Source organism: Paenibacillus forsythiae T98 (assembly GCF_000520735.1).
Lineage (GTDB): Bacteria > Bacillota > Bacilli > Paenibacillales > Paenibacillaceae > Paenibacillus_AQ > Paenibacillus_AQ forsythiae.
In genome coordinates, this window is sequence record NZ_ASSC01000122.1 from 1 (window position 1) to 21550 (window position 21550).

Consider the following 21550-nt stretch of genomic DNA (forward strand, 5'->3'; position numbering starts at 1 on the left):
TCCAGCCATTGAAGGCCGGAGCAGTTCCTGTTTTTTGCTATGCAGGCTTATGCCGACTGGCTCCCGCTCCCGAAACCTTACAGTCAGGATTGGTAACTTCCTCATGCCCCGGTATAATGGGTAGCATAAAGAATCATTTCCAACATTGACCGACTGGCCGGAAAGGGGACTGTTAATGACAACCGGGATTCGTATTGAACAGGTAGACGCAATGGACGAAGGATTGGAGCGGGAGCTGGGAGGGCTGCTGAGCAGAGTGGTGGAGGACGGAGCATCCGTCGGTTTTCTGCCGCCGCTCGCTGAAGCGGAAGCCGCCCGGTATTGGCGGGGCGTGCCCGGCGAAGGTGTTCTACTATGGGTCGCTTGGGACAACGGCCGGATCGCCGGAAGTGTGCAGCTTCATCTTGCCTTGAAGCCAAACGGGCTGCACCGCGCGGAAATCGCCAAGCTGATGGTTCATCCGGAGCGCCGCCGCCGGGGCATTGCCCGCCTGTTGATGGAAATGGCCGAAGCGTTCGCGTCGGCGGATGGCCGGACGCTGCTCGTGCTGGATACCCGCGCAGGCGATCCGCCCAACTCTCTGTATCAATCGCTCGGATACGTGGAAGCTGGAAGAATTCCGGATTATGCCCGGTCGGCGGATGGGGAGCTGCATGAGACGGTATTTTATTATAAGCAGCTTCTATAGGCTGTACTACCGATTGCTTTAATTTTGAACTATGTTACAATCTAAGTTGCAATTACCGTAAATAAGCAACTATATTAAGGAAGGTGATTAGATGTCCATTCAGCATCTCCACTCCGCAGACGAGCTGGAGCAGTATAAGGCTAAGCCCGGCAAGAAGCTGCTGTTCAAGCACAGCACAACCTGTCCGATCAGCGCAAAAGCGTATGAAGAGTTCCAGTCCTATCTGAAAGACAATGATACCGAAGCCGCCGTTGTGCTCGTGATCGAGGACCGTCCGGTTTCCAACAAAATCGCCGAAGACTTCGGCATCAAGCACGAATCTCCGCAAATCTTCCTGCTTGATGGCAGCGAGGTGCGCTGGAATACGTCCCACTGGAAAATCACGCAATCGAGCATTAAAGAGGCTGTAAGCCAATGAGCGCGCAAGTGATCGTCTACTCCACCGAGGGCTGCGGCGATTGCAGCCGGGTGAAGCAGCTGCTTCAGGGCGAAGGCATCCCGTTCGAGGTCCGGGATATTATGGCAAGCGACGCTTACCAGCAAGAAGTGGAGCGTCTCGGCTTCATGGGTATTCCGGTTACCGTTGCCGGAGGCAGAGCGGTCAAGGGATTCAACCACGGCGAGCTGAAGGAACTGATTGCCACGGCAGGGCTGAAGAAGCAAGCTTGACGCCATCCGCGCCGGGTCGGCTTCCGTACCCGGCAACCGTCCCGGGGCTGCCCGCAAGATTGATTTATTGCGCTGACCCGGATGAGCAGAAATTCTTCCAAGTTGATTTCGTACAAAGACGTTTGCCGGGCAACTAAGCGGATTTCCTCCAGTTAATTTCGGCGAAAAGTAGAGTTTCCAGCATTTAGCGGGATTTTCTCCAGTTCATTCGCTCCCTTTCCCCTAAGCATCACGAGAACCGACGAATTAAAGGGAGATTTTCCGGTTAGCACAGCCGCTACAGCCGCATTCCGCAAGATTAACGAGAGAAATTCCAGTTAGCTACTCGGGAACCCTGTTTCCATGTTCATTAATCATAATGGCAGACAAAGAGGAGCCTTACTCCGCCGCAACAGCGAAGTAAAGCTCCTTTTCGTTTGTCACCAAATGGATTTCAAGCCGTAGATGCTCAAAGACATAATTTCAATGCTTCCTTCGTTGGCGTACAGCTCCAGCTCCTGATGCGCGGGGTCAGGAAACACCTGATCCGTCAGCACGACACACCCGCCGCCCGCGAACACTTCGACAGAGGAGTGATCTATAAATATCCGAAGCTTGATGATATCGTCCTCGGGCTTCAGTTCCGCTCCGTGCTCGCAGGAGAAGTCGGAATGAAAATCCGATACGCCGGCATTTCTGCGGTCAATGAACAGATAGCTGCGGGCCGCGTCATAACCGATGACCGTTCCCTGTCCGCCGGAGCCATGAAGCCGGAAGCCGAAGCCGGGCGCGCCTGAAAGCCTGATTTCTGCTTCAATTTCCAGCGTACTGCCGTGAACATCCTGCAAAATGTTGCCGTCCCCAGCCTTGATCACCGTATGGTCCATCTGAAGCTTCGGCTCTCTGAGCGCTTCAAGCTCCCCAACCGGCAGTTGGCGCAGCCGGACGCCTTCTTCGCAAGCGACGAGGCCAAGCTCCCTCGGCAGCGTCATCGCGCCTCTCCATCCTTCCGTCGGCAGCAGATTAGCGTACTTCCAATTGTTCATCCAGCCGATGAACAGCCTACGCCCATCCTGCGCCGGAACGTCCGACCAGGTCACCCCGGCATAATTGTCCCTTCCATGATCCAGCCACAGCACGGTTTCCGGCGCGTTGTCGTTCACAAAGGAGACACCGTCGTATTCCCCTACAAAATATTGGGTCCGCGAGCCTTCCGCCAGCTCATCATTCGGTCCGATGCTGACGATAAGCACCCACCTGGATTCACCGCTGCGCCCGTCAACCGGGAGCCTGAACAGGTCGGGGCATTCCCAGACCCCGTCATGCGAGCCTTCCGACGCGCCGAATTCGCTGCCTAAGGACCAATGAATCAGGTCGGGGGAGTGGTAGAACAGAATACGCTGGCCTGCGGCGAGCACCATCGCCCAGCGTTCCCTCTCTTCATCCCAAATCACTTTGGGATCGCGGTAATCGACGTGCTGATCGTCCTCCAGAACCGGATTGCCTTCATACATCGTCCAGGTTCTTCCCTTATCCGCGCTGTAAGCAAGGCTCTGGCTTTGGCGCGGCTCCCCGCCCGGAGTCTGTGTATCGTGATGGGTGAATACCGCAACCAGACCGGAGCCTCCGTTGAAAAAGCCTGTCGTGTCACGCCAGTCCACAACCGCGCTTCCCGAGAAGATCGCCCCGTTATGATCGGGATGGAGCGCAATGGGAAGCTCCTCCCAGTGGACCAGATCCCTGCTTACAGCATGACCCCAATGCATGGGGCCCCATACCGAGCTGTGAGGATGATGCTGATAGAACAGATGATATTCTCCCTCGTACCAGACGAGGCCGTTGGGATCGTTCAGCCAGTTGGCCTCCGGCGAATAATGAAATTGCGGTCGAAACGTTTCACTGTATGATTTTGTAGACACTCCTGCATCTCCTTTGTCTCTGTATTATTGAGCTTGATAAGCGGGGGCCATCTCCCATACTTCCATATCGATTTGCCCTGCCGGGCCGCTCGACCACAGCAGCAGACCAAGCGCGTCCAGCCTTGATGGATAGGCCCTGGTGGTCAGACTTTTCAGCCCGCCTGCGTAGCATTCAATCAGCGACCGGTCCACGAAAATATGCAGCCGTAAGGTTTCTTCTCCAATTGGAAGCTCGCCTCCCTGAATGCCCCGGGTCCGTTCCCTCGCGTCCAGCGTCGTCTTCGTCCGGTCAACCTCAAGCCGCTGCCGTGAGCGGTGAAACCGGATGACCGTCTCCTCCTCGCCGCCCGGCGAACGGCGGAGGGAAATGCCGACCTGCTCCGCCTGGCATGAATGAAAGCGCAGCTTAATCTCCAGCATATCTCCGCTGATGCCGGCCAACTGCCGGTTGATCTCGTCCAGATCGCTGCCGGACGCTGACAACAGCCGTCTTCCCCGAAGCAGTGCCGCCTCCTCCACCGGCTCGACGCCAAGCCGTCCGTCGGACCGCAGAAACAGCGACACCGGCATGCCCGCGCCATGCGCCCAGCCGCAATCATAGTCGATCTCCGGCGTCCGCTCGCCTTGGGCAATCGTAAAGACGAGCGAGCGTCCGGTACGCGGATCAACCATGCCGCTGGGTCCCGTGAAATGAAAATCGCCGACGTCGATCAAGCCCGGCTCTTCGTGCTCCGGATAAAACCTGCACGCTTTCGGGTCCCAGACGCCGATCCAGTAGTTGACCTCAACCTTGGCGCCTTCTCCCCATGGACTGATGAGCAGGACATGCTTGCCCGAACCGGCTCCTTCTTCTCCTTCAAGCGGGAGCGGCAGCAGGACCGGAAGCTCCCAGGCTGTACCAAGGTACGGATATTTGCCGTAATCGCTGATATACAGCGGCCCACGACCTTCCCAGTTCAGCATATCGGAGGAGACGTACACCAGAGCCGTTCCGCCTTCCTCCGGCCCGCCCGCTCCCGTTCCGACAAGCATATAATAGATTCCGTCTTCTTTCCAGACAAAAGGATCGCGAAATTCACCGAACAGACCGGCTCCCCGCTCCTGCCTGACAATCGGGGAAGGATGCTTGATCCAGCTTGTCAAATCATTATCGCCATCTTCGGAGAATGTGCTTCTCGCCAGGCCGATTGACTGATTGGGAGTCTCCCCGTTATTTCCGATGGTATAGAACAGCACCGGCAGTCCTTCCGGATCATAGGAGGCGCTTCCCGACCAGATGCCGTCCGGGTCAAGTCCGGGCTCCGGGCTGAGCGCGGCAGGCAAATCCCGCCAATGAACGAGATCCGGGCTAACGGCATGCCCCCAGTGAATATAATGGTAGAACGGGCCTTGGGGATTCTGCTGGTAGAACAGGTGATATTGTCCTTCGAAGTAGAGCGGCGCATGCGGCTCATTCATCCAGTGACCGGGCGGATTCATATGATACTGCGGCCGGTGCCGATCTTCGGCGAAGTACGCGCGCGGGATTGCCATCGCCTTGCGGTCGATCAGCGGAATAACGCTGCCATGGGCACGAAGCTCCTGCTCGTACTGCTCCCGGATTTCGGCCTCCGTCAGCGCCAGGTCATACAGGGCCAGTTCGTCCATCCAGCCGTCAAAGTTGTTCATAATGAAGGATTCCGCCAGAACTACGCCGTCGTTGTTGCGCCCGATGAGCAGATCAGCACTGCTCGGGGCGATTTTCAAGGGGTGATCGGCAGTCGTTTCTGCCGTCTTCCGTCCGTTGATATAGAGCGATATCCGCCCTTCGCGGCCATCGAAGACGGCGCTCACCATCGACCACCTGTGAAGCGGAACCGGCTCGAAGGCCCATAGCTCCAGCCATTCGCCGCCCGCTCCCGCCTGAAACGACCAGGCTCCGTGCTTGAACAAGCCCAGGATATAGCCTTCCTTTCTCTCCCGGCTATGCTGGTTGACAATGGCCGACAGCCGCTTCTCCGCTCCGTAATCATAAGTCCGTGGGGCAATCCACGCCGTTATCGTAAGATTATCCGATGGCTGCACGGTTTGCGCAGCCGGGCGGCGGATGAACGTGGAGTACCCGTCAAAAGACAGCGCCTTCCCCTTGATTCCGTCAGCCCAGACCGGATCTCTCGGCGCCTGGAAACGCCCTTTGGAGAGCGCAAATTGTATAGTGTCGGCCTGGCCGAATATAGAGTCCGCGGCCCGATTTCCCTGGCCTTCATCGAAAGTCCAGTATGCGAACGGCTTGCTCAACTTGTTCTCTCCATTCTTTCCGCTTGTTTAACGGGAGGGAGACCAGAGCTTCCCGGGTTCTTGGCCCCTCTCCCGGATGCGGCTTGATCGGCGGCTGTTACTTCTGAGCCTTCAGATAGCGGTCGTAGCCGTCCTGATAGACCTTCATCAGGTCCTCGATGCCCATTTTCTTCAGATCGGCGTTATATTTATCCCAGCCTTCATCGACGCCGCCGTCCATCAGCCACTGGGCGCGCATCTTGTTCGTGTAGGTCTGGATTTCCGGTTTCAGGCGGTCAATCGTCTGCAGCTCCTGATCCGTGAAGAAGATCAGCGGGAAATGCTCCTTCTCCATCTGCGGCACGAAAATATTCTTGATGTCGTCCATCCGCTGCTTCGCGCGCGGCTCGGGCGCGACTATCTTCTCGAAATCCTCGCCCGTAATGACGCCCGCCCCGCCCAGAGCAACCGTCCGCCGGAATTCGCCCGGGTTCTCGATATCCTTCTTCTGAACGAGCAGTCCGCTTGCGTCTTTCTCAAACCATGTGCCGATCGGTCCCCAATGGACTTCCGCCGCCGTAACGGGTTCGTACAGTTTGTCGAGCCACTCGGCGGTTACCTCCGGATTCTTGTTCGCTTCCGTAATGACCGTGCCGCCTCTGTTAATAGCCGAGCCGTTATTCCATTTCACCACCATGTCTTTAAACGGCGGCACGATCGGATAATGGTCATCCCGCTCCCCGCCTACAACGTCAGTGCGGTCCCACCAGAGGAACGAGCCGAGCGTTTCGTCTTCCGTCTTGCCTTTAGCCAGGTACTGCGCGTCGTTATGCGTGAAGGATTCGATATCGACCAGACCTTCTTCAAACCAGGTGTGGAAATACTTGATCGCTTCTTTGTATCCCGGCTGCAGAGCGGCGTAGTATACCTTTCCATCTTTGACGTTCAGATGCTCGGAGTAGGTGTTGTTCCCCGGCTGGTACGTTTTGTCGGATTCGCCGAACGCGCCCAGCAGGTAGCCGATATCCCCGGTCCAATAAGCGTTGATGAAGGAGAGCGGAATTTCGTCCTTTTTCCCGTTCTTGTTCGGGTCTTTATCTTTAAACGCTTTCAAAATGTTGTGATACTCTTCCAGCGTCTTCGGCATTTCAAGGCCAAGGTTCTTCAGCCAGTCGGCGTTAATATACAGAAAGTCCGGATTGGCGCCGATATCCTCCTGTCCGCTTCCCAGCTCCTCGCCTACAGGCAGCGAGTAGATGTTGCCGTCGGGAGCCGTAACGAGCGCTTTGATGTCCGGGCGCTTCTCAAAGAGCGCCTTCAGATTCGGCATATGCTTGTCGATCAGGTCGTTAAGCGGAATAATGGTGCCGTCCTGTCCGTAATGCAGCAGCTCGGTGTCCGTAAAGGCCGCTCCGTAGAACATATCCGGCAAGGTACCGCTTGCCAGCAGCAGATTCTTCTTCTGGTCGTAATCCGTATCGACGATAGTGGTCCATTCCACATGGACATTGGTCTCTGACTCCAGCCGCTTCACCAGCTCGAAATCGTTGAAATCGCTGGGCGCCAGCGCAGGGCGCTTCGCCACCGCTTTCAGCGTCAGCTTCTCTTTCAGCGGGAACCCGGCGGAATCTCCGCTGCCACCGCTGTCCGTAGCCGTGCTGGACGCCGCCGGAGTATTGCCCGAAGCATTGTTCCCGCCGCTGCATGCCGTCATAATGACGGAAGCGCACAAGACCGTCCCGAGAATCATGGACATTTTTCTATACATTGCGAATCAAACCTCCCTTTATGATGACTTGCCCTGGTACAGACGCTTGCCATCCTTGCAATTGCCGGGCCTCACCTCCTTTCAGGTGTTAACGGACCGCTCCGGCTTCGCCTCAGCCCTTGACCGAACCGATCATAACGCCTTTGACAAAATAGCGTTGAAGCAGCGGATACAGCGTAAGGAGCGGGAGCGCCGCCACAATGATGACTCCGAATTTGATCAGCTCGGTTACCTTTTGCTGGGCCACCAGTGTCGTAATGTCCGTCAGCATATCCCCCGAGGGCTGGTTCTGGATCAGGATGTTCCTCAGAATGAGCTGCAGCGGGTACAGCGACGAGTCGTTCACATAGATCAGGGCGTCAAAGAATCCGTTCCACTGGCGAACCACGGCCAGCAGCACAAGCACGGCGATAATCGGCTTGGACAGCGGCACGACAACGCTCCAGATATACCGCAGATTGGTGCAACCGTCGATGGCCGCCGCCTCCCGAAGCTCGTCAGGCAAGCTCTGGAAGAACGTCCTGGCGATAATGATGGCGAACGCGTCAACCGCTCCGGGAAGCACAACCGCCCAGATGGTATTGATCATGTGCAGATTTTTGACCAGCAGGTAGGTCGGAATAATGCCCCCGTTAAAAAAGAGCGTGACGACAAAAATCATCATAATGGCGTTCCGGCCGTAAAGGTCTTTGCGCGACAGCGGATAAGCGGCCATAATGGTCAGCACCGAGCTGATGACCGCCGCAAGAGCGGCGTAGAACAAGGAGTTCCGGTAACCGATCCAGATGGTGTTGTCGCTGAAAATCCGCTGGTAGCCGTCAAAGGTTATCCCCTTGGGCCACAGCCATACATTGCCTGCATAAATTTGATTCGGATCACTGATGGAAGCGATGATTATAAAATAAAGCGGATACAGAATCATCAGCGTAAACCCGCCCAGCACGATAAAATTCATCACATCGAAGGCGATATCGCTTTTCAGCTTTTTCATTCGCAGCATGCGCTGTCCCCCCTTTCTAGAACAATCCGTTCCCGCTTATCTTTTTGGCCGCCCGGTTTACGATGAGCAGCAGCACCAGATTGATCGCCGCGTTAAACAGCCCGATCGCCGCCGAGAAGCTGTACTGCGCGCGCTGGATGCCGATTTTGTACACATAGGTTGAAATAATCTCCGACGCGTCGATGTTGAGATCGGTTTGCAGCAGAAAGGCTTTTTCGAACCCTACGTTCATCAGGTTGCCGACGGCCAGAATAAACAGCACGGTAATGGTGGGAAGAATGCCGGTCAGATCAATGTGGCGGATGCGCTGCCACTTGTTCGCTCCGTCCACGACGGCGGCTTCATGCAGATGCGGGTCGATGCCGGCCAGCGCGGCCAGATAAATAATCGTGGCGAACCCGGTCTCCTGCCAGACTGTGCTCATAATATAAATCGGGCGGAACCAGCCGGCTTCGGACATGAACAGCACCGGCTCTCCTCCGAACGCTCCGATGAGATGATTGATCAGTCCGCTGTTTGGCGACAGAAACACGATGATCATACCGGCAAGCACAACGGTTGAGATGAAATAAGGGGCGTAGATTACGGTCTGAACGAACTTCTTCAGCTTCTCCCGGGCTAATTGATTAAGCAGAATGGCGATGATTATGGGAATGGGGAAGGAGATCAGCAGGTTCAGGACGCTTAGCAGAACCGTGTTCTTGATGATCGTCCAGAAGTTGTACGATTCAAAGAACTCCCGGAAATACTGTAATCCCACCCAGGGGCTTCCCCAGATTCCGGCGCGCGGCATAAAATCTTTAAAAGCGATCTGCACGCCGTACATGGGGACATACCGAAAAATGATAAAGTAAGCAACTGGCAAAATAAGCAGCAAATACAGTTCCCAATTTTTCTTTGCAGCTTTTAGCTTTCTCATATATGACTCCCTCCGGCTATTCGATGTTACGCGGAAGAATCCGGCGCCGCCCGCGGTGCGCTTACTGCACCGGCACGTTCACATCGTCCACGTTGATATGGCCCCAGCAGCCCGTGGCGTTATCCACGATCTTGATATAGCATTCCGTGCCGATATAAGACGGCACATGAAATGACGCCTCGGTTTGGATGGCATTGCGTGCTTTTCCCCTTTCGAATTTGTTCTAGTTTTCCCTGACATTTCGCTTACGGGACACGATCTCCTTCTAAGGTTACTGACACATCTATGGGTTGGATCATATGCCGTCGTCTTTGATTGAAACGTTTCCAAATTAATGCAAGCACAACCATCTATGCCTCCCGCTTAAGCCTATTGCTCCCAAAGCTTGGCGGCCTGAGCCGCTGTTCAGGCATCCGTTTCTCAAGTAGGCAATACAGCGGCAGACGCAGCCTGCGCTTTATGCTCCAGACATCAGGTCGTCTCGCCTGCCCGATAGGTTACAGGGATACAGAAGACCTCCTGCTCCAGAGCCTCCCCTTCCACCTTCCCCAGCAGAAGCTTGACGGCCGTTCTTGCCATCTCCTCCACCGGCTGGCGGATCGTGGACAGAACGGGATGAAAGTACGGATGATCCTGTATGCCGTCATAGCCGATCACCTTTACATCCTCGGGCACGCGAATGCCGGCCTCTTTGGCTGTCTCGATATATCTGGCGGCGGTCATATCCGTGATGGCGAACACACCGTCGATGTCCGGATGCCGCCTCAGGAAGTTGCTGTAATACTCATCCTCATTCTTGATCGCGTCGGGTTCTTCGTATACGGCATAGGGAATCCCAAGGGCCTGCGCTTCATGCACGAAGCCATCCTTGCGCCGCAGCGTTTCACTGTACATCGAGGGCACATTGCCCAGAAATGCGGGCTTCTTCGACCCGGCCTGGACAAGCTTCCTGAGCGCGATCCGGCCGCCTTCGAAGTTGTCCGAGGTCACGCAGGTAATCTGCTTGCTGAAATGCCGGTCAATGCTAATCATGGGGATGCCCGCGCTTACGCTGCTCTCAATGTCGTTATAGGTAATCCCGACAATTCCCGCCACCTTGTTCTGCTTGAGCATATCGAAGTAGTACAGCTCCTTCTCCGGCTTGCCCCCGCTGTTGCACAGCATCAGCTTGAACCCGCTCCGGTCCAGTTCATCTTCAATATAATAGGCAAGCTCCGAAAAAAACGGGTTCCAGATGCTCGGCAGCATCAGGGCAACCATCTTCGATTTCTGCATCTTGAAGTTGCGCGCAACCTCATCCGGCACGTAATTCAACTGCTCGATAGCGGCCTTGACCTTATCGCGGGTTGCGGGTTTAACCGCTCCGGCATTGTTGATAACTCTGGAGACCGTTCCGACGGCTACACCTGCCAAATTGGCAACATCCTTAATACTGGCCATAAGCTTCCTCCGCTAAAACATCTTTGATAGCGCTATCATAGCATTGATTTGGAAACGTTTCAACATAAATCTTGCTCATTTTTTTCGCTTGCCGATTGACAGAACTCCGCAGTGGGCTTATATTTTAGTTAAGCGTTTACGTTGTCTGTTATTAGTTATTGTCCTCAATGGAAAGCGCTTTACATAAGCTGTTAGCCGTTTGGGGGGAACCGAATGAATCCTACAATAAAAGATGTAGCCAAAAAAGCAAACGTTTCCATCGCTACGGTCTCCCGGGTGCTGAACAATTTGGGCGGATACTCCGACAAGACAAAACAGAAGGTCAACGAGGCCATTCGGGAATTAGGCTACCAGCCCAACGCGATCGCGCGCGGCCTGATCAATAAGCGCACGCATACGATCGGCGTACTGTTTCCGAATGTGTCAAGCAACTTCTCCTCGGACATTTTGCAGGGTATTGAAGATTATGCCCACGGCCGGAATTACAGCGTTGTGGTCTGCAACACCGACGACGACGGCAAGCGCACCATGAAGTATTTGCAGCTTTTGCGGGAAAAGCAGGTTGACGGAATCATTTTCTCCAGCAGTTTATTAAAGGAGGAGTATTACGAAGCAATCCAGGCCATGAATATCCCGGTCGTGCTCGTATCTGCTGCATCCAATCACACTACAGTTCCTTACGTGAAGATTGATGACTGCCTGGCCGCATGCGACGCGGTAGAATTCCTCATCGGCAAAGGGCATCGCAAAATCGCCATGATCAGCGGCGGAAAAGAGGATCTGTTATCCGGGACCCCCCGTGTGGACGGATATATGAGGGCGCTTCAGAAGCACCAAATTCCCTTCGACAGCCGATATCTCGTATACGGCGATTTCAGATTTGAAAGCGGATGTATCCAATTTGAAACGCTGATGCGCACCGTCCCGGAAATAACGGCCGTGTTTGCGGCCAGTGACGAAATGGCAATCGGCGTACTTTCAGCCGCCTATAAACTCGGACTCCGGGTTCCAGAGGATATTTCAGTCATCGGATTTGACGGAGTTCAACTGGCCAACATGGTCGTGCCTCCATTGACAACCGTCAGCCAACCCCTTCGGGAGATGGGCAAAATCGCTTCCGAAACGATGATCCGTTGTATTGAAACGGGCGAAACGCTTCCCGGAACCATTGTGTCTCATTCGATTATAGAAAGACAGACGGTAAGAACGCTTGCCTGAGTCTTTTTATGAATATAACGTAAACGTTTAACTGGAATTGCAAACGGTTGCCTTCCCTGGATTATGAGGGCTGGGACTCCGCAGGTTAGAAGGTTAAACGTTTACGTAGCAGTGTCTGCTATTAAATTTCAGTTTAGGGGGATTTGACATGAAAAAAGGAATAACAACCGTACTTGCAGGTATGCTCGCTATGTCGCTGCTGGGCGCCTGCGGCAACAGTTCCTCGGACAACAGCGCAAACGGCGGCAGCTCCTCAGGCAAAGTCAAAATTGAGTTCTTCCAGAACAAAGCGGAAGCGAAAGCCTCCTTCGACAAGCTGGTCGCCAAGTTCAATGAAGCTAACCCCAATATCGTCGTTACCCAGGTCAATCCTCCTGACGCCGAAACCGTGCTCAAGACACGCGCCGCAAAGAAAGATATTCCGGATGTGGTCGGTCTGGGCGCAACGGACACATTCAAGAGCCTTGCAACCGGCGGCGTGTTCGAAGATCTCTCCAGTGATCCCGTTGTCCAGAATATTCAGCCGGCCTATGCCGACATGCTCAAGAACTATACCGCCAACAATCAATTGAACGGCGTTCCGTTCGCCGCCAATGCCAACGGTGTGATCTACAACAAAGCCATGTTCGCCGAGGTGGGCGCAGAGGTTCCAAAGACCTGGGATGAATTCATCGCGGTTGCCGAAAAATTCAAAGCGGCTGGCAAGAACGCCTTCTACATGACGCTCAAGGACTCCTGGACGACTCTCCCGGCGTTCAATGCGCTGAGCAGCAATATCGCAGGCATCGACTTCTATAGCCAGCGTCAGGCCGGGTCCGTCAAATTCTCGGGCACTCTGGACGAAGTCGCACAGAAGCAGCTTCAATTGACCGAATATGCGCAAAAGGATATTTTCGGCAAAACCTACAATGACGGCAATGTGGCCTTCGCCAAAGGCGAGGCGGCTATGTATCTTCAAGGCGTATGGGCGATTCCTGAAATTCAGAAAGCCAATCCTTCGATTGATCTGGGCGTATTCGTGCTTCCCGCAACCAATGATCCGTCCAAGAACAAGCTGGTTTCCGGCGTAGACACGCTGCTGGCCGTTTCCAAAACATCCAAGCACCAAGCGGAAGCGAAGAAATTCATCGAGTTCATGCTGCAGCCGGAAAATGTCACCCAATACATCACCGAGCAAAAGGCCTTCCCTACTATTACCGGTGTAACTCAGGATGACAAGAGCGTTGAAGGCTTGAAAGAGGCCTTTACCCAAGGCAATCTCGTTGACTTCTCGGACCACTACATCCCGGCAGCCATGAAGATCGATACGCTTCTCCAGGAATTCCTGCAAAAGAAAGATATCGACGCGTTTACAAGCAAGCTGGACACGGAATGGGATAAAGTGGCCGACCGCAAATAAGTCTCCATCGGAAATGGCGACCAAAGCTTAAGACTGCTGGAGGAGAAGGCCCCTTCTCTCTCCGGCACTTCTTTGAGGAGGACGGAATTCATGGCTAAACGCCGGATCGCATATTATTTGATGACCATTCCCGCACTGCTTCTGTTCTTTGCTTTTCATACCTTCCCCGCTCTTCAAGGCATTTTTTACTCCTTTACCAACTGGGACGGATTCAGCGACGGGTACAGCTTTGTCGGCTTGAAGAACTTCATCAATGTGTTCAAAGACGAGAACGTGTACAACGCCTACTTCTTCACCTTTAAATACGCCATTGCGGCTACCATTCTTATCAATGTCATCAGCCTCCTGATCGCGCTGGGACTGAATGCCAAGATCAAAGCCAAGAATTTCTTCCGCAGTGTGTACTTTCTGCCGAATGTGCTCGGCGTCCTGATCGTCGGCTATATTTTCAACTACCTGTTCTCCAATGCCTTCACGATATGGGGCGAAAAGCTTGGAAGCGGCTTCCTGTCGCAAAATATTCTCGGAAATCCCGACTGGGCATGGGTGGGGATCGTCATCGTCGGCGTCTGGCAGGGTATCGCTTATAACACCATCCTCTATCTTGCCGGCCTGCAGACGATTCCTGCGGATCTCTATGAAGCCTCCAGTCTGGATGGAGCCAGCAAATGGAGAGAGTTCTGGAGCATTACCTTCCCGATGCTTGCCCCCTTCTTCACCATCAACATGGTGCTGGCCATGAAGGGCGGACTCATGATCTTTGACCAGATCGTCGCCTTGACCGGAGGCGGACCGGGACGCTCCACACAATCGATCGCCCACCTGATTTATACAGGGGGATTCACCGGCGGGGAATTTGCGTATCAATCCGCGAACGCGGTCATTTATTTTATCGTGATCGTGGCGATTTCTCTGTTTCAGATTAAAGTCCTACAAAGACGGGAGATGGACCTGTAATGAGAAAAAACACCAACTGGCCGGCGACCGCTCTCATTGCGCTCGGTTCGATCCTGATTCTGTTCCCGCTGTACATGACGGTCGGCATCGCGCTCAAGAATCCCGAAGAAATGGCCCAATCGATTTTCTCGCTGCCTACCGGGCTGCATTTTGAGAATTTCAGCAACGCCATCAAAGCGACGGATTTCTTCCATGCTCTTCAGAACAGCGCAGTCATCACCATTGTCTCGGTTGGATGCATCCTGCTGACCAACTCGCTCGTCTCCTATGCCATTGCAAGAAACATGAACCGGAGATTCTTCAAGCTCCTGTATCTGTATTTTGTCAGCGCCATGTTCATTCCGTTTCAGATCATCATGCTGCCGGTCGTTAAGGTAACCACCGCTCTCTCCATGAACAATATTCCCGGGCTGATTCTCCTGTACATCGTATACGGCCTTCCGTTCAACGTATTCGTATATGTCGGATATATCCGTTCCATCCCGCTTGAGCTGGAAGAAGCCGCTACGGTGGACGGCACATCGACCTGGGGCACCTTCTGGAAGATTATTTTTCCGCTGCTTGGTCCGATCAGCGCAACGATCATTATTCTGTCCAGCCTGTCGACCTGGAACGACTTCCTGCTCCCGCTCATTCTGCTTGCCGATCCGAGCCAATATACGCTGCCGCTTGTACAGTACGTGTTCCAGGGGCAATTCAGCACCGACTTCAATCTGGCCTTCGCCTCCTATCTGCTGGCGCTGCTGCCGATGATTATCGTCTACCTGTCCGCGCAAAAATGGATTATCAGCGGGATTACGCAGGGTGCCATCAAGTAAAGCAACGAATCAATTGCCCATCTTGTTCAGCAGATTGGCGATAACCTGGGCCGCTTCCGCCCGGGTAGCCGTCTGCGCCGGAGCGAAGCGTCCTTCCACCTGGCCGGACATAAGTCCGGTATGGGTGACGGATTGCACGGCGGGGAGCGCCCATGCCGCAATAAGCTGACGATCCCGGAGTGTCAGGTCCTGCCCGTTCGCGGCAGAGCCGCCGCCCGCCCGCTCGAAGGCTTGGGCGAGCATGACCGCCATTTCCTGCCGGGTAATGGCTTCGCCTGGGGCGAACTTGCCGTCGCTATGTCCGGCAACGATCCCCGCTTCATAAGCCGCCGCAACGCCGGACGCATACCAGGCCGCCGCAGGCACATCCTGAAACGGTGTCTGTCCGCTGCTCTGTAGCCGGAGCGCTCTGGCCAGCAGCGCGGCGAACTGGGCACGTGTAACCTTGGCCGACGGAGCAAAGGTACGATCAGTCACTCCGTTAATCACCTGCTTCGCCGTCAAGGAACGGATGGCGGCATATGCCCAGTGACTTGAAGGGACATCCAGATAGAACTTGCCGTCAGCCAGCACGATATACGGGCTTAAATGGCTTATATCCGCGTGTACCGCATCGTCAGCGCTATTTGCTTTGTCAATGTAAATCATAGTCCAGTATTTTAATGCAGGCAGATTAATTTTCAGGCTGTCTCCATCCCAGGTGTACGAAAGCTCCTTCGGCATGCCATGCCCTGAATCCGGGCTGACGGCATACACCTTCAGGTTCGGCGCCTGCTCTTTCGTTATTCCGATATCATAAGTCACTGTAAGGTAATTCTGCGTAACCGGCTCATTTGCGGCGTTTCTCCAGTTATCGTCATTGTTCAGCAGATTGATCAGATGCAGTACATCGTAGCGTTCAAACCCGGTATTCGAAACGTTCTTCCGAACCGTGGTCCAGATCGTATCCTGAGCTCCGCTGCCGCTGGTTGCCAGGCGGCGGCCGCTCGCTTCCACGCTCACCTCTGCGGTCAGATCGGCCTTGCTGTCAAACAGTAGATTCTCATAAGCGGCGTTGAACTTGTAGTACTCCTTCATGGATTCCTTCGTTGACTCCAGCATCTTCTTGCTTCGGTTCGGATAGTATTCATGGGCAAGCATATTCGGGCCTTCCCCAAAATGCTCGGCGGTGCCGATTTCGATATGCGCAGCTCCCAGCGCTGCGAGTCCGGCGTCCATAAGCCGCAGGGAGGGTTCATTGAAGTAACCCAGTGTCAGGCCTCTGAGGTTGACGCTGCCTTCCCCGCTCTCCTCGTCTATTCTGAGAGTTACTCTGTGCTTCCCTGCATCAAGATGGGGAACGATAAAATATCCGTCCTGGCTGTAAGAACTGCCGCTGTCGGTCGGAGAGAAATAGATCCGGGCAGGCTCTCCGTTCAAATCGGCCGCTCTTGTTCCGTCAATATACACGGCCCGGCTAGTCCCCGTTCCTCCATTGGAATAAGTGTAGATGAGGGAGGTCTCTCCCGGCTGCGGGACGTCCACATCGAACGATACGGTGTCATTTAAGCGTCCGAAGTTCATGACGGTATCCTTGTCCAGGACCATTGCCGGATCAATTATCGCCTTGGAGCCGTCATAATGAATGCCGGTCGCCTCCTTGTAATTCATATAGCCGGCGATAACCATCGCCTTCCCGCCGTCCGCCTCGCGAGTCTCACTCACCACCTGCTGAAGATCCTTGTACTTATCCTGATCCCGCCAGATTTCGCTGTAATCGAAGTCGGTCTTCGTATTCGGATTCGGCACCGCGCTGTAGCCCTTGTGGCCTCCGACCATGTTGAAGGTTACGCTGCTTTTGGACGCATTATTCGCTTCAAGAGCGCCCTTGGCTGCATTGATGATTTTATCAAAATCCTTCGAATAGTAGCGCCTGGTTCCATCGTAGCCAAGCAAATAATCATGGTCGCTTGCGCCCCACTGGTCCAGATGAATACCGTCAAAGCCGTAATCGTTGATGGCCCGGACATACTGCTGTGTGATATAAGACTGCCACTCCCGGTTGCCGGGGTCCTGCAGGTAGAGCGCCGTCGAATGCGGCTTCACCCCGTCAAAATGAAAGCCAACCTGATCCTTCTCCGGCGTTCTGGATTCGGCTGCCGTCTTGTTATACAATCCCCACTCCGGCTTGACGCCGAAGTCCTGATAATTCTCACGCGCGGCATAGTTCATTTCGTAAGCCATGGCCGCGGAGCCGTATTTCTGAGCCGCTGACACGGATTGCTTGATGGTCAGCGGATACAGGAGCCTCCCGAGCAGGTCGGTATAGCTCGTATTCTCATCCACCGGTGCTGTTATGAAGCGGCCGTTCGCATCGAGCACCGGCTTTCCATTCTGGTCAGTCTTCGAGTACACGGATACATCATGCCGCCACATCCAATCATAGAACTGATAGGCATTGATATAATACTCCCTGGAAAGCTCTTTGAATTTCGCGTCGCTCTCCGCCGCCGTCTCCTTGGGAAAATCGGCCGCATAGCCGTATCTCGGAAAATGGGTCCAATCGCTCGAAACGTCGACCGCTGCGGTCACATAGTCATCAGCCGCTGCTCCCTCGATCCAGGCCTTGACCATGTAACCTTTGAAATCACCGGTTGGCGGAGTCCAATCCGCTTTCAGCTCGGCATTCCCGTTCTTCTGCAAGGTCAAATCCTTTACGCCTTCCGCCACCAGGGTACTCAAGTGATATATTTGCAGATGAAGCTTGCCGCTCCAGGCAGCCGATTGATCCAGCGACAGAATGAGTTCGGCCGGCTCGCCCGGAGCAAACCGGGCCTTGGAAGGAACCATCTTCGTTATTCTATGTTCTGGCAGAGTGACCGCAGCCGCGGCCGTTCCGGCGCGGCCAAATCCGGTTGTACCGGTCTGGGCCAGCATAAGCATCATACAGATATACGCTATTGCCTTTTTCGTTCTCACAAGCGTTTCTCCCCCGTCAGCAGTTTGACTCTCAGGCATTCCTGAAAGCTATGTTGTACAAAATCAAGCATTTACTCAGAATATAGTGATTTTCCTTCTTTTGTAAATGGATCTCTTATACTATTTTCGTTTCCCCGTTATTTCTCTCTACGGCCTACTCAAGATTCTTTGGAATTGACAAAAATAGTCACCTGGCTTACTAAGCGCTTACTTTACTTGACCGACGCCTTTTTTACTCCCTAACAGAAACATTTTGTGGCGTATGGAAATTTTGGATTTATTTTTGAACAATGTTGCGTAAAGGCGACGGCATCGGCGACCTGCAAGGAATCATCTCCAAGCTGGATTATCTGAAGACACTCGGCGTGGACGTCGTATGGCTCTGCCCCCTGTACAAATCGCCCAACGATGACAACGGATACGATATCAGCAATTATCGGGACATTATGGATGAATTCGGCATGATTGCCGACTGGGAGGTTCTTCTTCAAGGTCTGCATGACCGGGACTCCAGATTCGGAAACGATACCGTGTACCACAAAGAGTCGGGCAAAATGCTGGCGACTCTACTGCACACCCTTCAAGGAACGCCCTATATATACCAGGGCGAAGAAATCGGCATGACGAACGTCAAATTCGCTTCGATCAGCGATTATAAGGATATTGAAATTATCAATATGCATGAGGAATATCTGGCTGCGGGACATGCGAAGGAAGCCATTATGAACTCGGTCTACATCAAGGGCCGCGACAACGGCTGCACGCCGATGCAGTGGAGCGGCGAGCCGCAGGCCGGATTCACCACCGGCACGCCCTGGCTGGCGGTAAATCCGAATTATACGGAAATCAACGTGGAGCAGGCTCTGGCCGATCCTGATTCCATCTTCCACTATTACAGACGGCTGATTGAGCTGCGCAAGCAGCATGGCATTATCGTGTACGGGGACTATACATTAATAGCCGAGGAAAATGAGCAGGTATTTGCTTATCTGCGCGCTTGGCGGCGAAAGACTGCTCGTGATTCTGAATTTCTTCGGCGAGTCCGCAAGCTTCGCAGTTCCGGCCGAGCTTGCGGTTCATGAGCCTGAGCTGCTTATCGGCAACTACGAAGCGGGTAAGGAGGCCGATCTTGGTAATCTGGAGCTTCGCCCTTACGAGGCGAGAGTGTATAAATATACGGTTTGACTCCTGACGCAAATGCGGGGTTGTCCAAACAAGCCATCCGAAGATGGCTATGGGACAGCCCCGTTCTATTTTTTCAGTGCGACTCCCATCCTGCCGGCAGCACAACCTGAATTTACTCCCCGTTAATTCTCCGGCATCAATATAGAGCTATACTCATAGGGTTTACGGTATGGATGCAGAATACTATATTAATGAAGTCAGGAATCGAGAATACGGAGGAACAAAGATATGGCCAAAATATTAAATTTCGCCCACCGGGGCGCTTCGGCGGTCTGTCCGGAAAATACGATGGCGGCCTTCCGGCGCAGCCTTGCGCTCGGAGCGACGGGCATTGAGACGGATGTGCAAATGACCCGGGACGGGCAGCTCGTGCTCATTCACGACGAGGAGCTCAGCCGAACGACGAACGGCAAAGGCTATGTGAAGGACAAGACGCTGGAAGAGCTGCGGACGCTCGACGCGGGCGCCTGGTTCGGGGACGGCAGCTTCAAGGGAGAGAAAATCCCGCGGCTGGAGGAGCTGCTCGAGCTGCTGCAGGATCGGGACACGATCCTCAATATTGAGCTGAAGAATGGAGTCTTCCTCTATCCCGGAATGGAAGAGAAGGTCATCGCCGCCGTCAGGAATTACGGCCTGAGCAGCCGGGTCGTCATCTCCAGCTTCAATCATTATTCACTGGCTCGCTTCAAGGAACTGGCCCCGGATATGGAGACCGGCATTCTGTACATGGAGGGCCTGTACCGTCCATGGGAATATGCCGCCTCCGTGGGGGCACGGGCGCTGCACGCCTATCATTGGGCGGTGCTGCCTGAATGGGTGCGGGATGCGGCGCAGAACGGCGTCGTCTATCATCCGTTCACGGTCAACGACCCGAAACGGATGGAGTTTCTGATTGACGCGGGCGTCGCCGGCATTATTACGGATGTGCCCGATGTTCTCGCGAGGCTGCTGGAGCGCAAAGGCCAGTAAATTGAAAGCCCGGTCCCTTACCACAAGCGGACCGGGCTTTCCGTGTCCCGGGGCCAAAAGGTGCATTGATTCTCCCGGTCACAAGTCCCGCAAATTGCCCCGCATAAGTCCGCCTCGACTGACGGCCTGCCCCTCCCTTCCTGAAACGCCAAGTCAGAATAAGGAATAAATTCGCGGGAATAATACAGCATCATAGCCACAAGCTGTGCCCTGGAGGGAGCATTCTATGAAGCTGAAGTTTCTGTCAAGCCGCAAATCCGATTTCAAGCCGGAGCCAAACAGCATACTTCCCTTCCATCCGTTGGAGACTTCTCTGGATGTAAATCTGGCGGAAATCAAACGTTGCATCGGAGAGAGCGCCGATGTCGTGTTCCGTTCGTTGTCCAACCCGTCTTCCTATTCTCCCGCTATGAATTTCATTTATATCGACGGGCTGGTAAATACGGACCTGGTTGCCCAAGCCATCATCCAGCCGTTGACAGGCCATCCGGGTATTAAGGACAACCAGCCGGAGGAAGCTCTCCTTCTGATCAAAGAGCAGATTCTGTCTGTGGGAGGAATACAGGAGTGTAAAACGGTAGAAAGCCTGCTCGGCATGCTGTTCGAGGGGAATACGATTATTCTGCTTGACGGGGCCAAGGTCGCGCTGGCCGCCAATACTTCGTTCTGGGAGAAGCGGAGCGTCAATGAACCGACCTCGCAGGGGGTCATCCGCGGTCCCAAGGAAGGCTTCACCGAGAGCCTGCGAACCTGCACCTCCATGCTGCGCCGGAGACTGAAAACCCCCGATCTTCGGATCGAACAATATAAAATCGGAAGACGCACCCGGACCGGCATCGCCCTCGTGTATCTCCAAGGCATCGCCAGCGAGCAGGTGATTGCCGAGATTCGCAAACGGCTGGGCGCCATTGACACGGACAGCATTCTGGAGAGCAACTATATTGAGGAACTGATACAGGACGGCGGCTTGACGCCTTTTCCGACCATCATGAGTACAGAGCGGCCGGATGCCATGGCAGGCGGCATTCTGGAAGGGCAGGTCGGCATCATTATTGACGGAACCCCCTTTGCCCTCCTGGCTCCCGCCACATTCTTCAGCTTTTTTCAATCCAGCGAGGATTATTACCAGCGGTTTGACATTTCTTCCTTTCTGCGCCTGATTCGCTACTCCGCCTTTTTCGTGTCCATGCTGCTGCCGGCGCTGTATATCGCCATCACGACCTTCCATCAGGAGATGCTGCCGACCACACTGCTTATCAGCCTGGCCGCCCAGCGGGAAGGCATCCCCTTTCCGGCGTTTATCGAAGCGTTGCTCATGGAGCTGACCTTTGACGTGCTGCGCGAAGCCGGGGTGCGCATGCCGCGCGCCATCGGGCCTGCGGTCTCCATCGTGGGCGCGCTCGTGCTA

At 54.3% G+C, this 21550-nt stretch carries 16 protein-coding genes and 1 pseudogene; 10 read left to right on the top strand and 7 right to left on the bottom strand.

From position 1 onward, the window contains the following. Positions 1 to 175 precede the first annotated feature (175 nt). The 3 genes from L692_RS0104170 to L692_RS0104180 all read left to right on the top strand — a co-directional run bounded on the left by L692_RS0104170 (position 176) and on the right by L692_RS0104180 (position 1357). A complete protein-coding gene (locus L692_RS0104170) occupies positions 176 to 688 on the top strand; it encodes a GNAT family N-acetyltransferase (RefSeq protein ID WP_025697494.1) in 513 nt (170 codons plus the stop codon). Between the two features lie 91 nt (positions 689 to 779). After that, positions 780 to 1106 (top strand): bacillithiol system redox-active protein YtxJ, encoded by a 327-nt coding sequence (gene ytxJ / locus L692_RS0104175; RefSeq protein ID WP_025697496.1) that lies wholly within the window; start codon positions 780 to 782, stop codon positions 1104 to 1106. Continuing rightward, positions 1103 to 1357 (top strand): glutaredoxin family protein, encoded by a 255-nt coding sequence (locus tag L692_RS0104180; protein ID WP_025697498.1) that lies wholly within the window; start codon positions 1103 to 1105, stop codon positions 1355 to 1357. The genes ytxJ and L692_RS0104180 overlap by 4 nt, the downstream gene beginning before the upstream one ends. A 419-nt stretch (positions 1358 to 1776) precedes the next feature. Here L692_RS0104180 and L692_RS27725 read toward each other — a convergent pair whose 3' ends face one another. From L692_RS27725 to L692_RS0104215, 6 genes are all read right to left on the bottom strand, one after another. Beyond that, on the bottom strand, positions 1777 to 3255 hold the full coding sequence (locus tag L692_RS27725) for a glycoside hydrolase family 32 protein (protein WP_036721923.1): 1479 nt from the start codon (positions 3253 to 3255) through the stop codon (positions 1777 to 1779). 24 nt (positions 3256 to 3279) lie between these two features. After that, the gene (locus L692_RS0104190; protein WP_025697500.1) at positions 3280 to 5532 is read right to left on the bottom strand and encodes a GH32 C-terminal domain-containing protein; all 2253 of its coding nucleotides are present in this window, start codon (positions 5530 to 5532) and stop codon (positions 3280 to 3282) included. Positions 5533 to 5629: 97 nt separating this feature from the next. Beyond that, on the bottom strand, positions 5630 to 7279 hold the full coding sequence (locus tag L692_RS0104195; protein WP_025697502.1) for an extracellular solute-binding protein: 1650 nt from the start codon (positions 7277 to 7279) through the stop codon (positions 5630 to 5632). Positions 7280 to 7391: 112 nt separating this feature from the next. Beyond that, the gene (locus tag L692_RS0104200; RefSeq protein ID WP_025697504.1) at positions 7392 to 8279 is read right to left on the bottom strand and encodes a carbohydrate ABC transporter permease; all 888 of its coding nucleotides are present in this window, start codon (positions 8277 to 8279) and stop codon (positions 7392 to 7394) included. A 16-nt stretch (positions 8280 to 8295) separates the two neighbouring features. After that, the gene (locus L692_RS0104205) at positions 8296 to 9198 is read right to left on the bottom strand and encodes an ABC transporter permease (protein ID WP_025697506.1); all 903 of its coding nucleotides are present in this window, start codon (positions 9196 to 9198) and stop codon (positions 8296 to 8298) included. 471 nt (positions 9199 to 9669) lie between these two features. Further along, a complete protein-coding gene (locus L692_RS0104215) occupies positions 9670 to 10638 on the bottom strand; it encodes a LacI family DNA-binding transcriptional regulator (RefSeq protein ID WP_025697507.1) in 969 nt (322 codons plus the stop codon). 213 nt (positions 10639 to 10851) lie between these two features. Here L692_RS0104215 and L692_RS0104220 point away from each other — a divergent pair, with 213 nt between their 5' ends. The 4 genes from L692_RS0104220 (at position 10852) to L692_RS0104235 (ending at position 15030) form a co-directional block, all read left to right on the top strand. Beyond that, the gene (locus tag L692_RS0104220) at positions 10852 to 11856 is read left to right on the top strand and encodes a LacI family DNA-binding transcriptional regulator (protein ID WP_025697508.1); all 1005 of its coding nucleotides are present in this window, start codon (positions 10852 to 10854) and stop codon (positions 11854 to 11856) included. A gap of 148 nt (positions 11857 to 12004) precedes the next feature. Continuing rightward, positions 12005 to 13255: an ABC transporter substrate-binding protein gene (locus L692_RS0104225; RefSeq protein ID WP_025697510.1), complete on the top strand. Its 1251-nt coding sequence runs from the start codon at positions 12005 to 12007 to the stop codon at positions 13253 to 13255. 90 nt (positions 13256 to 13345) lie between these two features. Continuing rightward, positions 13346 to 14212 (top strand): carbohydrate ABC transporter permease, encoded by an 867-nt coding sequence (locus tag L692_RS0104230; protein WP_025697513.1) that lies wholly within the window; start codon positions 13346 to 13348, stop codon positions 14210 to 14212. After that, a complete protein-coding gene (locus L692_RS0104235) occupies positions 14212 to 15030 on the top strand; it encodes a carbohydrate ABC transporter permease (RefSeq protein ID WP_025697514.1) in 819 nt (272 codons plus the stop codon). Before L692_RS0104230 ends, L692_RS0104235 begins: the two co-directional genes overlap by 1 nt. 9 nt (positions 15031 to 15039) lie before the next feature. On the opposite strand, the gene L692_RS0104240 is transcribed toward L692_RS0104235, so the two are convergent. Continuing rightward, on the bottom strand, positions 15040 to 17988 hold the full coding sequence (locus L692_RS0104240; protein WP_025697515.1) for a glycoside hydrolase family 66 protein: 2949 nt from the start codon (positions 17986 to 17988) through the stop codon (positions 15040 to 15042). Between the two features lie 290 nt (positions 17989 to 18278). On the opposite strand from L692_RS0104240, the pseudogene L692_RS0104245 reads away from it, so the two are divergent. The 3 genes and pseudogenes from L692_RS0104245 to L692_RS0104255 all read left to right on the top strand — a co-directional run. Continuing rightward, positions 18279 to 19173: pseudogene (locus L692_RS0104245) on the top strand (alpha-amylase family glycosyl hydrolase). Positions 19174 to 19401: 228 nt separating this feature from the next. Continuing rightward, positions 19402 to 20142 (top strand): glycerophosphodiester phosphodiesterase, encoded by a 741-nt coding sequence (locus L692_RS0104250; RefSeq protein WP_025697519.1) that lies wholly within the window; start codon positions 19402 to 19404, stop codon positions 20140 to 20142. 226 nt (positions 20143 to 20368) lie between these two features. Next, the coding region (locus L692_RS0104255) for a spore germination protein (protein WP_025697521.1) at positions 20369 to 21550 on the top strand (1182 nt) is incomplete at its 3' end.